Source organism: Acinetobacter defluvii (assembly GCF_001704615.3).
Classification (GTDB): Bacteria; Pseudomonadota; Gammaproteobacteria; order Pseudomonadales; family Moraxellaceae; genus Acinetobacter; species Acinetobacter defluvii.
The window spans coordinates 2,865,960-2,878,823 of the sequence record NZ_CP029397.2 but is presented as its reverse complement, the minus strand read 5'-3'; the positions used below and the strand labels follow the sequence as shown (position 1 = coordinate 2,878,823).

The 12,864-nt window shown below is 38.5% G+C and carries 13 protein-coding genes; 10 read left to right on the top strand and 3 right to left on the bottom strand.

From position 1 onward, the window contains the following. Window positions 1–199 precede the first annotated feature (199 nt). The 9 genes from DJ533_RS16220 (at window position 200) to DJ533_RS16180 (ending at window position 8,916) form a co-directional block, all read left to right on the top strand. Entirely contained in the window at window positions 200–1,666 is a 1,467-nt protein-coding gene (locus DJ533_RS16220; RefSeq protein WP_065993498.1) for a purine-cytosine permease family protein, read from the top strand. A 205-nt stretch (window positions 1,667–1,871) separates the two neighbouring features. Then, the gene (locus DJ533_RS16215; RefSeq protein ID WP_065993499.1) at window positions 1,872–3,431 is read left to right on the top strand and encodes a 4-hydroxyphenylacetate 3-hydroxylase N-terminal domain-containing protein; all 1,560 of its coding nucleotides are present in this window, start codon (window positions 1,872–1,874) and stop codon (window positions 3,429–3,431) included. A 33-nt stretch (window positions 3,432–3,464) separates the two neighbouring features. Continuing rightward, on the top strand, window positions 3,465–4,007 hold the full coding sequence (locus DJ533_RS16210) for a flavin reductase family protein (RefSeq protein WP_081406082.1): 543 nt from the start codon (window positions 3,465–3,467) through the stop codon (window positions 4,005–4,007). A gap of 29 nt (window positions 4,008–4,036) precedes the next feature. Beyond that, window positions 4,037–4,969, top strand: a complete 933-nt coding sequence (locus DJ533_RS16205) for a VOC family protein (RefSeq protein ID WP_065993500.1) — start codon at window positions 4,037–4,039, stop codon at window positions 4,967–4,969. An 8-nt stretch (window positions 4,970–4,977) separates the two neighbouring features. Continuing rightward, window positions 4,978–5,703 carry a ribonuclease activity regulator RraA gene (locus DJ533_RS16200; RefSeq protein WP_065993501.1) on the top strand — a complete coding sequence of 242 codons (726 nt, stop codon included), beginning with the start codon at window positions 4,978–4,980 and terminating at the stop codon, window positions 5,701–5,703. A 2-nt stretch (window positions 5,704–5,705) separates the two neighbouring features. Continuing rightward, entirely contained in the window at window positions 5,706–6,131 is a 426-nt protein-coding gene (locus DJ533_RS16195) for a cupin domain-containing protein (protein ID WP_065993502.1), read from the top strand. A 20-nt stretch (window positions 6,132–6,151) separates the two neighbouring features. Next, on the top strand, window positions 6,152–7,717 hold the full coding sequence (locus tag DJ533_RS16190) for an aldehyde dehydrogenase family protein (protein WP_065993503.1): 1,566 nt from the start codon (window positions 6,152–6,154) through the stop codon (window positions 7,715–7,717). Window positions 7,718–7,762: 45 nt separating this feature from the next. Then, entirely contained in the window at window positions 7,763–8,149 is a 387-nt protein-coding gene (locus DJ533_RS16185) for a RidA family protein (protein ID WP_065993504.1), read from the top strand. A gap of 65 nt (window positions 8,150–8,214) precedes the next feature. After that, entirely contained in the window at window positions 8,215–8,916 is a 702-nt protein-coding gene (locus DJ533_RS16180; protein WP_065993505.1) for a fumarylacetoacetate hydrolase family protein, read from the top strand. A gap of 94 nt (window positions 8,917–9,010) precedes the next feature. On the opposite strand, the gene DJ533_RS16175 is transcribed toward DJ533_RS16180, so the two are convergent. Then, window positions 9,011–9,850, bottom strand: coding sequence for a hypothetical protein (locus DJ533_RS16175; RefSeq protein WP_065993506.1), 840 nt, complete (start codon window positions 9,848–9,850; stop codon window positions 9,011–9,013). Window positions 9,851–10,031: 181 nt separating this feature from the next. Here DJ533_RS16175 and DJ533_RS16170 point away from each other — a divergent pair, with 181 nt between their 5' ends. Beyond that, the gene (locus DJ533_RS16170; RefSeq protein WP_065993507.1) at window positions 10,032–10,973 is read left to right on the top strand and encodes a LysR substrate-binding domain-containing protein; all 942 of its coding nucleotides are present in this window, start codon (window positions 10,032–10,034) and stop codon (window positions 10,971–10,973) included. Between the two features lie 50 nt (window positions 10,974–11,023). Here the strand turns inward: DJ533_RS16170 and DJ533_RS16165 are convergent, their stop codons facing one another. Continuing rightward, window positions 11,024–11,995: an MBL fold metallo-hydrolase gene (locus DJ533_RS16165; RefSeq protein ID WP_081406083.1), complete on the bottom strand. Its 972-nt coding sequence runs from the start codon at window positions 11,993–11,995 to the stop codon at window positions 11,024–11,026. A gap of 18 nt (window positions 11,996–12,013) precedes the next feature. Then, on the bottom strand, window positions 12,014–12,835 hold the full coding sequence (locus DJ533_RS16160) for a hypothetical protein (protein ID WP_065993508.1): 822 nt from the start codon (window positions 12,833–12,835) through the stop codon (window positions 12,014–12,016). Window positions 12,836–12,864 lie beyond the last annotated feature (29 nt).

The window sequence follows — 12,864 nt, the reverse complement described above, 5'->3', positions numbered from 1 at the left end:
TATAAATAATTTTAAGAGGCTGATTCTTGCTTGATATAGCAGCATATATATCCATTCGGTTATTAATCCAAATTTAAAGATGATTAGACTTCAAAGCATATTCATTCAAAAAATAGTACTAGTTTAAAACAGGATTGAATTCTGTTCATAAATGATCACCAGAGGATTGGTGTGCCAATATTGATATAAAGGAATGATAATGAATATACACGAAGTCAGTTCACAAAGCGTGAACCAAATGGGGAGTACAATTGCAAATGCAGTTGAAGATCATGCATTGGTAAGTGTGCCACTCGAAGAACGTCAAAGTGGTTTTAAGTTAGCAATGAGTCCTGTTGGGGTTGCAACGGCTTTGGTTATCTTTGCCATAGGTGGATTTACAGTATTACTTTCAGGGTTTTGGACAGGACTTTTAGCGGGGTTCATCGCAACCATTATTGGTTTTACTTTAAGTTATTTCCTCGGGAAAATGACTTTTCAAACCGGAATGTCGAGTACTGTAACTTCAAGATTTTTCGGTTTTGGTGTGAAAGGTTCATCTTTTGGTGCAGCCATTTTTGCATTTATGATTTTAGGGTTTCTTGCTTTAGAAAGTGCTTTGCTTTATGAGGGAACATTATTAATGTTCAATTTGCAAGATACTATATTCGTAAGAATTTCTTTGTATGGTGCTTTGACGCTGACATGGATCCTATTGGCAATTTTTGGATTACAGATTGCATTGAAAGCATCTAAATTTATGATAGTCATTACATTAGTTGTTACATTTTATATGATTTATCAGATTTATGGTGTCCGAGGTATGGATCCTATGCAAGTTTTTAATTCAACTGGTGTTATACCTGGTGGTTTCTGGACAAAATTGAGTACTGCACTTGTATTAATGGGGGCGACAGCAGGAACAATTTCATTGGTAACAACAGACTTTGCTCGTTATTGTCGCAATACTCAAGATGTAAAGGTATTAGCGATGGCTGGACCTATTACACAAAACCTTTTAATGATTGTATTAGGAGGGTTGGTTATTATTGGTGGCGTCCCAGAAGTGGCTGACTACTTAATGCAGCGTAATGCAGGGTTATCTCCACAACAAGCAGCAGAGGCTGCTGGAGGTTTCGCAATGAGTAACACAGGTGCATTCTTTGTGGTACTTGCTGGATGGGTTGGATTTATTACAATTTATGCGGCCCAGGCAAAGGCCCAGGCAGTAAATGCGTATTCAGGTTCTCTTGCTCTCGTAAACTTACTTGATGCACTTACAGGCAAAAAACCAGGGCGTGCTTTTATGGTTGTACTAGGTAATATCTTTGCATTAATAATGATTGGTGGTGGAATTTTAGGGCAATTTGTTGCTTGGTTGTCTTATCTTGGTTGTATGACCATGAGTCTGTGCGGAATTATGCTTGCAGATTACTATTTCGTCCGAAAGGGGCAGTTTTCAGTGAATAATGTAAGAGTTGAGAGTTGTAACTGGGCTGGTGTGCTTACGCTGTTTATCTCTTCCGGCATAGGGATCGTATTAATTGTAACAAAAGTATTTGAACTGGGATTTTTTGTGACCCTAGCATTGTCATTGATCATCTATCCATTATTGAGAAAACTTATGCCAGAAGGAACAGCGACTCACTTTGTACAAGCTGATATTGCATTAGATGCAGCTGAATAGAATTTAATCAATTTTTCCATAAAGAGTCACGTGAGGATAAACGTGACTCTTTTTTTGCTTACAAGATAATTATTCATAACAAAATAGTTATATATATGGTCTTAATTCATGATTGGACGCATATATATAAGGTTGTTAATCTCAAGTTGAGCTACAGGGAAGCGTTAAGAATTACGCTACAAATAAAGTAAATAAGGATGTGAAAATGAACAGTAAAGTGAATGCTGAAAATGGTGCGGTCAATAAGGATTATATTCCATTTACAGGTAGAGAGTATTTAGAAAGTTTGAATGATGGTCGTGAAGTGTGGATTTATGGTGAGCGTGTGGAAAACATTGCAGATCACCCTGCATTTCGTAATTCAGCTCGTATGATTGCACGTATGTATGATGCATTACATGCACCTGAAACTAAAGATATTTTAACAGTACCAACGGAATGGGGTGGTTTTACTCATCGCTTCTTCCGTGCAGCCAATAATGTTGAAGAACAAGTTGCCTCACGTGATGCAATTGCAGAGTGGCAACGTATTTCATGGGGATGGATGGGACGTTCTCCAGACTATAAAGGGTGCTTCCTTGGAACACTTGGTGCAAATGCGGAGTTCTATAAAGGTTATGAAGAAAACGCGCGCCGTTGGTACCGTAAAGCGCAGGAAAAAACGTGGTTTATTAATCATGCAATTATGAATCCACCAGTGGATCGTGGTTTGGGCGCAGATGCGGGCAAAGATGTTTTTGTTCGCGTGGTTAAAGAAGATGATAAGGGAATTTATGTCTCGGGTGCAAAAGTCGTTGCAACAGGTTCGGCACTGACTCATTACACTTTCATCGGTCATGTAGGGCAAGTTGCTATTCAAGATCCTGCATTCTCACCAGTATTTATCATGCCAACGAATGCACCTGGTGTGAAGCTCTTATGTCGTATGTCGAATGAGTATCGTGCAGCAGTATTGGGCAGTCCTTTTGATTATCCGTTATCAAGTCGGTTAGATGAAAATGATGCCATTTTAGTGATGGACAATGTTTTTATTCCTTGGGAAGACGTATTTATTCATAACGATCTAAAGCAAGCAAATGCCTACAATATTGGTTCGGGCTATTTAGAACGTGCATCTTTACATGGCTGTACCCGTTTTGCGGTGAAATTAGATTTCTTGGTAGGTACTTTAGCAAAAGCATTGGAAATTACAGGTGCGGAAAAATTCCACGGTGTGATGTCGCAAATGGGGGAAGTGATCGCATGGCGTAATACTTTTTGGGCACTTTCAGATGCGATGGCAAAAAGTGCCAAGCCTTGGAATGGCATGATTCGCCCAGATCCACATCATGCAGGTGCTTATCGTGTGATGAATCAACTGGCAATGCCAAAAATTAAAAACATTATTGAGCAGATTGTTGCAAGTGGTCTGATTTATTTAAATTCGCATGCAGATGATTTTAAAAACCCTCAGATTCGCGGTTATTTAGACACCTATGTTCGTGGTTCAAATGGTAAAGATGCCATTGAGCGTGTAAAAGTCATGAAAATGCTGTGGGATGCAATTGGAACTGAGTTCGGTGCTCGTCATGAGCTGTATGAAATTAATTATATTGGTAGTAATGATGTTACTCGTCAAACCAACCTATTTGCTGCACAAGGAACGGGTTTGCTTGATTACTGTAAAGATTTTGCACAAAAAGCAATGGATGAATATGACATTAATGGCTGGACAGTACCTGATCTAATTAATCCAGATGATGTGAGTATTTTAAATCGAAAATAATCTAAGTTAGTGGCCAATATAAGGATATAGAAAATGACAGTTGCAAACTTACAAGTAACGACTTTAGGTGAAATGGTGAATATCATGAAAGCAAATCAGCCCGAAGTGGACTTTACGGCACGCGAATTTCGTAATGCAATGGGAAAATTTGCTACAGGTGTTGTGGTAATTTCATCTTGCCATGAGGGACAACCACATGCTATGACCGCCAATGCATTTATGTCTGGCTCACTTGAGCCAGCAATGGTCTTGGTGTCAGTAGATAATAAAGCAGCATCGCATGAAAAAATTACGCTTGGTGAGTGCTTTGGTATCAGTATTTTGAATGAAGATCAGTTACAGATTAGTAATCACTTTGCAGGTAAGAGACAGGAAGGTTTTGACCCTGAATTTGAGTATATTGATGGTTTTCCTGTGATTAAAGATGCATCTGTTCAGGTAGTGACTAAGCTGCAATTTGCATATCCATGTGGTGATCATACATTATTTGTTGGATTAGTAACCAACCTACAGCAACAAGAAGGGGTGAAGCCATTGATATTTCATAGTGGAAAATATGCACATATCGCAGTTTGAAATACTGAAAAAGCAAAAGGAATTGAAATATGGCAAAACCTATTGAAATCGCTCAAGTTACTTATGCAGCACCAGATTTGAAGCTGATGGAAAAGTTTATGACTGATTTTGGTCTGAGTTGTGTCAGTAATAAAGATAATGTGCTGTATATGAGAGGTAGTGGTGAGCAACATCATATACATGTAACTCATTATGCTGAAAAACAACGTTTTATTGGTGCTTCAATTGAAGTATCAAGTCAGGAAGATTTAATTGAACTGGCTAAACTAGAAGGTTCATCTGTGATGCAACCATCTCGTGAACTTGGTGGTGGTTATGAAGTAGTAATGACTATGCCAGATGGTTTTGAAATAAAAGCAATCTGGGGACGTGAAAAGCATACCAAAGCGACAGAACGTTCAGCTTTTGAGTTTAACAATGCAGATCATAAACCTCGATTAAACGAATGCATTCGTGTCAAACGTCAACCTTGCCAAGCGATCAAACTTGGACATTTTGTATTACATGTAAGCAATCATGATGCGTCAGTGAAATGGCTTGAGGAACGATTTGATTTACTTCATTCAGATTATTTTGTACCACCGGGTGAAGATGGACCAATTATTGGCACATTTCTACGTTTCAACCATGGTGCTGAAAAAGTTGATCATCATGCGATTTTGATTTTGCAGTCAGATTGGGTTGGCGTACATCATTGTTCTTTTGAAGTAATAGATCTAGATGCAGTCATGACTGCACACGATTATCTCGTTGATAAAGGCTATCAACTGGAATGCGGGGTAGGTCGACATATGTTGGGAAGTCAGATTTTTGATTACTGGAAAGACCCTTTTGGTTTTCGAGTAGAGCACTACACCGATGGCGATATGTTGGATCATCATGCCCAGCCAGTGAAATTTAATGGCACTGCAACTGAAACCACTCAGTGGGGAATGGCACCAGGACTGGAATTCTTCCAGTAGGAGATCACATGACATACGTGTTAAAAGCCCCAACTCGCGAAAAATTAATGCGAGTTGGTACGGCAAATATTGCCAACGTTTTACTCAAACATGGCTTTAAGAATGCCATGATGCACGGCATTTTCCCAATAAATTCTGCTCAAGCACAACTTGTAGGACCTGCTTATACATTACGTTTTATTCCTGCGCGTGAAGATTTGGATAACATGACTAATTACAGTCGTGATGACAATATGCATCGCCGTGCTATTGAAGAATGTCCTGAAGGTGCTGTGCTAGTGATTGATGCTTTTGGAAATACGAAAGCTTCAAGTATGGGTGACATGATGGCTGCACGACTGAAATACCGTGGTGTTTCAGGTGTTGTGACCGATGGTGGATACCGTGATTCTCCTGCTATTCATGCAATTGGTTTGCCTTGCTTTCAGAAGCACAATGCACCACCTGCAACGCCTATCGCATTACACCCAATTTCCTTAAATGAACCTGTAGGTTGTGGCGGTGTCGCAATTTACCCGGGGGATATTATTGTGGGTGATGGAGATGGTGTGGTAGTGATTCCGCAAGCACTTATCGATCAGGTTGCAGATGAAGCTTTAGATGCATTTGAGTATGAAGAATTTGCAGCGCTTCAGATCCAACAAGGACGTTCTATTTTTGGGCTGTTTCCTGCTACAGAAAATAGCCGTAAAGAATACAGCATATGGAAATGTGCGCAAAAAAAGGAAGGATAACAATGGATATCAATGCTGAAACATTTAAAAGTTTAGAAGTCTTACTGAATACTACTGAGTTGAATGAGGATGGTTGGATCGATTTTCCAGAGTATGGATTCCGTCAATACTTTCTTTGGAAGAATATTGAGACAGGTGCAACGATAGCATTACTTGAGTATCAAAAGGGTGGTCGTATTCCTGTTAAACATACACATGCCTCTAACCAATTTATGTTCTGCCTTGAAGGTGAATATGAATATACCGATGTGGGTATGACGCTAAAAGCAGGCTCATTTTATATGAACCCTAAAGACAACCCACATGGACCAACATTGGCACATCAATTTAGCCGTCTGATCGAAATTTATGATGGCCCACACTATTACGAAAAACCTGTGTATCACACAAATGAAACGATTGGCGATTTTGTAAAGAAAGAAAATTAAGAGAATAGGTTGAAACAGATATGAATATTGCACAGAAAAATTATGCAGATGATGCCTTGTTTAATACAGAACAGGTTTTAAAAGCATTTGATCTAGATCAGCTGCACGCTGGTTCTTATGGTGTAAAACAAGGATGGTCTGGCGTGGAAGGGCGTGAAGTGATTCATGCAGTATGTCCAGCAGACAATGAAATAGTGGGTCAGATTGCAGCATCCACAGCAGAAGACTATGAAGAAATTATGCAGGCTTCTGTGGCATATCAGAAAAAATGGCGTATGGTTCCAGCACCTCGCCGTGGTGAGCTGATTAACCGTATTGGTCAGTTGGTGCAGCAGAATATGGAGGTTTTGGCAGGTATTGTTGCTTTGGATACGGGAAAATCTCTGATGGAGGCCAAAGGCGAACTGAAAGAAGTGGTTGATATGGCAACGCTTGCAGCAGGTCAGTCTCGCATGATGTATGGTTTCACTCAGCAATCTCAACGAGTAAAACATCGTATGTATGATCAATGGTTGCCACTTGGTGTTGTTGGCGTGATCAGTGCCTATAACTTTCCAGCAGCCGTATGGGCGCAAAATGGTTTTCTTGCTGCGATCGGTGGTAACACTGTGGTATGGAAACCGAGTCCAAAAGTTCCATTAACAGCGATTGCTATGCAAAAGCTTGCCAATCAAGCGATGCAGGAAATGCAGTTTGAAGGCGTATTTACCTTGTTCCTTCCAGCACAGAATGATGTTGCTGAACTGATGATCCGTGATGAGCGTGTCAGTATGGTGTCATTTACAGGCTCTACAGGCGTGGGCAAAAAAGTGGCCAATGTGGTGGGTTCTACGCTTGGGCGTAAATACATGCTTGAATGTTCTGGAAATAACGGTTGTATCGTTGATGAAACAGCTGATTTAAAACTCGCTGCTCGTGCAATTACTTTTGGGGCAGTAGGAACCACAGGACAGCGCTGTACCAGTACTCGTCGCTTGATCGTTCATCGCAGTGTAATGGTTGAACTGATTGAACTGCTTAAACAGTCTTTTGATCAGATCAGTATTGGTGATCCACGTGAAAAAGATACAGTGGTCGGTCCTTTGATTGATGCAGCGGCTGTGGAAGAATACCAAGCAACGGTAAAACGTGCGCAAGAGCTTGGTGGTAAAGTGGTTTATGGCGGTCAGCGTATTGATCGACCAGGTCTTTATGTAGAAGCATGCTTGATTACAGATGTACAGCCTGAATGGGACTGTGTGCAGCATGAAACTTTTGCTCCGATCGTATTTGTTATGCCTTATGACGATCTGGAAGAAGCGATTGCAATTCATAACGGTGTTGCACAAGGTTTGGCTTCGGGAATCCACAGTTCAAATTTAAGTAATATTGAGCTGTTCCTTTCAGCCGCAGGCAGTGATTGCGGTATTGTCCGAGTCAATATGGGTACAACCGGTGCAGATGTCGGTGCTGCCTTCGGTGGCGAAAAAGAAACAGGTGGTGGTCGTACCGCTGGATCAGATGCATGGAAAGGTTATGTACGCCGCCAGAGTGTGTGTATTAATTGGGGTGGTGAAAGTGCATGGGATTCACGCATTAGCCTGTAATAGAAAATATAAGTGATCAGCAAGTTTAAATAAAAGGAAAACGGTATGTTAAAAGAACGCATTATTTCGCCATCAGTTAAAGAGCCTGCACCAGATATGTGGTCGAACTGTTTAAAAGTGGGCAATCAAGTTTTTATTTCAGGAATGACTGCTCGCCAGCCAGATGGTGAAACTGTTTTGGGTGAGGAGTACGAACAGTCACAGGTCATTTTTCAGAAGATCAAAGACCTAGTGGAAGCCGCAGGTGGCAGTATGAACAACATTATCAAAATGACGATCTTTGTTACCAACATTGCCAATAATTCAGCAGTATGGAAGGCACGTAAAGAGTTCTTTGAGGGAGACTTCCCTACTTGCACACTGGTAGAAGTGAAGTCTCTTGCTAAACCTGAAATTCTGCTAGAGATTGAGGCAACAGCAATTCTTGGTTAATCCCTTTAACAGGAGCGGTAGCGGCTGTTCCTGTTTTATATGAATTGAAAACAAGGAAGATCCATATGTCTACAGAAGTACTTTTTCCCGTTAAACCGCCCGTACTTGTACCTGTTGTTAATGAACCCAGGAAATTCCCTGTGAACCGTATTTTTTGTGTAGGACGCAATTATATGGCTCACGCTGCTGAAATGGGTGTCAGCGTGGATAAATCTACACAGTCACCATTTTATTTTTTGAAAGATGCAGCGACTTATATTCCATCTGGCAGTGAAATTCCATACCCATTAAAAACTCAGAACTATCATCATGAAATTGAACTAGTGATTGCTGTAGGGAAACAGGGCGTCAATATTCCAGCTAGTCAGGCTGCTGAATATATCTACGGTTATGCCTGCGGTCTGGATATGACCCGCCGCGATATACAGCTTGCAGCACGTGATCAGGGCAAACCATGGGATTTTGGAAAAAATTTTGATCAGTCTGCTGTGATGTCAGACATTGTGCTTGCTGCTGATGTTCGGGCTGATATCAATGCAGTCAATATTGAATTAAGAGTGAATGGCAGGACAACCCAGTCATCAAATACACAGCATTTCATCTGGAATATTGCAGAAATTATTGAAGATCTATCGACTTATTATGAGCTACAACCAGGTGATCTGATTTTTACTGGGACGCCAGAAGGTGTTGGTCCAGTTGTAGTAGGAGATTTTCTTGAAGGTTCAGTCGAAGGAATTGCAGAGATAAAACTGCAGATCCGTTAAGTTAAAAAATCCAGAACTCATTTCAGTTCTGGATTTTTTTGTTTGTAGTTTATAAAAAATTAACCCATCAAAAGGTTAGTATTCTAAATACATATCAAAATGAATAACGTGCTGCAATAAAGGGCGCGCTGTGAGTGGCATGACCATAAGGATCTTTCTGATTGTCATTTAGGTACTTGTTACGGAAATATTCATAACCGACACCAACTTTTAAGCCTTCTTTTGCGCCCACGTCATACATATAGTTGATTTGAAACAAGGTGGATGGTTTGGCGTTGACGTTGAAGTATCCGGGTCCAGTTGCACCAACATAGTCGACAAAACCATCGATGAAACCTTTGTCATGAACAGGAAAACCAAAGTTTGCCCACAATGCATAGGTTGGATCAAAATTGAATCGCCCACCTGTAAAATTATTGTTGGCACTTTCATAATAATAATCGGCACCTGCTTCGAAGTAACCTTTTAGAACATTAAAATCTATGCTCAAACCAGCACGCCCCTTTGTCGGATTGGGTTCAAGTGCGGAGTTTTTTAAACCCTTATCAAGTCTTAATGTCAAATTAATATCACGAACTAGCTTATTTTCAATTTTATGATTGAAAATAGAATTATAGGAAAAGTAACGACGATAGAATACATAATACTCAGTTGCTCCACCATCTCCATTTGCCTTTTGATCTTTGTCATCTGAGAGGTAGAGATTAGCAACTAATACATTTCGCCCGAGCTGATCACTACTTAAATGTGCGTAGTTAATAATAGTTTTTGAAACTTTATCTGGATTGGCTGGTTCATGATATTGATTGCTCCATGATATGCCTACTTGGTTATTTTGCCAAAAGTCTGCATGTGCTGCTAGGCTAAATAAACTAATCGTTGTACCCCATAATATATGTGGGGTAATATTTTTTTTGAAGTATTTAAAATACATAGGTACATCCTTGAATTTATCCTTGAGTTTTAATTTTGCCTGAACATGTTAATCAGTCTATTTATATTTAAATTTGGATTTATAATAAAAAGGTTATGTATTTTAATTTGATTATTAAATAAAAGTGTATATAGTATTATTAATCTAAAATAAATGGATTTATATTAGGGGTTAAATAATAATGGCAAAAATAGATCAATATTTACGGTCAAATTTAAAGTTAAGGCATTTACAATTACTTGTAACCTTAGATGAATTTCGGCATATTGGTAAAGCTGCAAACTATTTAAATGTAACACAACCCGCTATTTCGAAAACTTTAGCAGACTTTGAGGAGGGACTTAATGTTCGCTTATTTGATAGAACTACCCGTGGAATGCTTCCTACGGAAGCAGGCGTTTGCCTAGTTAAGCATGCAAAAAAAATACTTAATGAAATTGCTTTTGCAAGAGATGAACTTGTTGCAATCAGTGAAGGTCGTGCAACACGAATAGCCATTGGTTTATTGCCTGCAGTATCCCTTTCCATTCTTCCAAATTTTGTGGCACGTGTTGAAAATGAAATGATTTCTACCAGTATTAGTGCACGAGAAGGTAGCTCAGATGTGTTACTTTCTTTACTAAGAACTGGTGAATTGGATGTTATGATTGGAAATTTGACTGCTAAACCATTGGGAATCGAGTTTAGAACAAAGCATCTATATAAAGATCCAATTGTTGTCGTGGTTAAAAAAGGGCATCCTTTAATTGAAAAGCAAGAGTTGGACTGGAAAGATTTATCTAATTTTCCAATGGTCTTACCACCAGAATTTGCTACTACTCGGAATGTAATTGAGGAATTTTTACTATTTAATCGAGTAAATCTTTCTAGGCGTTATGTTGAGTCTTTATCAACATTAACGAATATAGGTGTTTTACAAGAAACAGAATCTATTGGGTTTTTATCACGTCAGGTTGCTGAATATTTTAAAAAAGCAAATTTAGTTGATATATTACCTTTAAATATGAAAAATATTTATATTGATATTGGCTTGGTTTGGTATGCAGAAAGAAAATTAACACCATCGCAGCAAAATATTATATTTATGTTGGAAGAAACAGTAAATAAAAGTAATTTAAAATAATTAGGTGGGAAGAATGGTAGGGTTTAATTTTTCAACCCTACCATAAACTATTAATCAATAATCATATTATCTTCAGCAAGGATAACATCACCTTTATATATCTCTGTAACTTCATTTAAAAGAGATTGTTCCGACTGACCAAAAAATATTGCATGATTTAATACAAGTTTTTTAGGTTTCACTATATTAGCAATATTTGCGAGTTGTGTTGTAGTTGTATGTGCTTCAAGCATATATTTTTGCCAATCAGGAGATAGTTTTTTATTGCCTACATCACTTAAAACCTCATGAATTAATATATCTGCATCTTTAAAAAATTGGAAATTACGTTCTTCATAACGAGTATCGCCACTAAGAACGATGACTTTATCTGGTGTTTGAATACGATAGCCATACGCCATACCATCTGCCCAACTACCATGAGGAACTTTAAATGCAGTTACTGTTACTTTGGCATCCTGATATACAACTCCTTCCTTTGAGATTTCATGGACAATTGCTTTGTATCCAGTTTGATTTGAAGGTTGAGAACCTAAAGTACGATGGTCAATATCTGACTTAAACGCATTTAGACTCTGTGCAACTAGGTTTTTAGTACCTTTAGGACCATAAATGACAGGCTGCGTAGAACGCCCTTGCACCCAAGGGCGTAATAAAAATTCATCTAGTCCAAGGGTATGGTCTGAATCTAAATGAGTTAGAAATAGTTTATTAATGGCGCCATATACTGAATCATTCGTAAATAATGTGTCTTTTGGCATCCATGGTAGCTTTGAGAGGCTATTAAAATTTTTCATATAGCCAGGTCCACAATCAAAGAGGTAAAGCTTTTTATCGACCACAATTAAAATGGCTTGTCCTGCTCGCTTGCTGTCGAATCCAGGATGTCCTGTTCCAAGCATGACAACTTTTGTCCCCGTTTCTTGTATATTAGTAGCAGGTTTAATTGAATTTTCAGCATATACAGTAGAAATACTTCCAAGACTGAGCATAATACTCAAGAATAAATTTCTTACTTTCATTAGGTCACTCCTTGTGATTTAAAAATGATAACTACCGAGCAGTACAAATGCTTTTTGATCAGAGCCTTTTGTTGGGTCTATTGCATTATTAGAACTATATTTATTATTAAATTGTTCATAGCCAACACCAACCTTGAACCCCTTAGGTTGACCAATGTCATAAATATAATTTGCTCTTAGTATTGTTAAAGGTTTGGTCTCATTACCAAATCCATCCTCTCCAATGGCACCCATATATTCAAGTATTCCATTAATTTGAGATTTTTTTGTAATAGGATAACTCCAAGACGTCCAAGTCACTAGCGTTGGTTCAAATTCAAAATGGCGATTTGTAATACCATTATAGGATTTTTGGTAAACTCCTTCTAAACCCCATTCTAAATGACCTTTAGGTATTTTTAGGTCAACGACTCCACCTAAACGAACTTTAAATGGCCGGGGTGAAAGATGAGTATTTTCATATCCGACATCCATACGACTAGACAAATGTATATCTTTAATTAAATTATTATTTATAGGTTCTTTTGCCAGTGCATTATAAGATAGTGTTCTACGATATAAGCCATAAAATTCCTCAGCCCCAGTTGCATTATCCTTTGATGGATCATCCATATCCGAAATATAATAGTCCATAAGTAAGAAATTACGGCCATAATCATCTTGACTAACATGGGTAAAATTCAAAATAGTTTTAGAAATTTTATGTGGGTTATAAGGTTCTCTAAAAATACTTCCCCAACGAACACCAGCACTAGTATCTGACCAGTTAGCGGCTTTAAGATCATTACTCAATAGGGCTATTATAGTGAAGTAAAAAAATCCTTTATTCCTTGATTTCATTATTTATACTCCTGTAATTTATAATTATT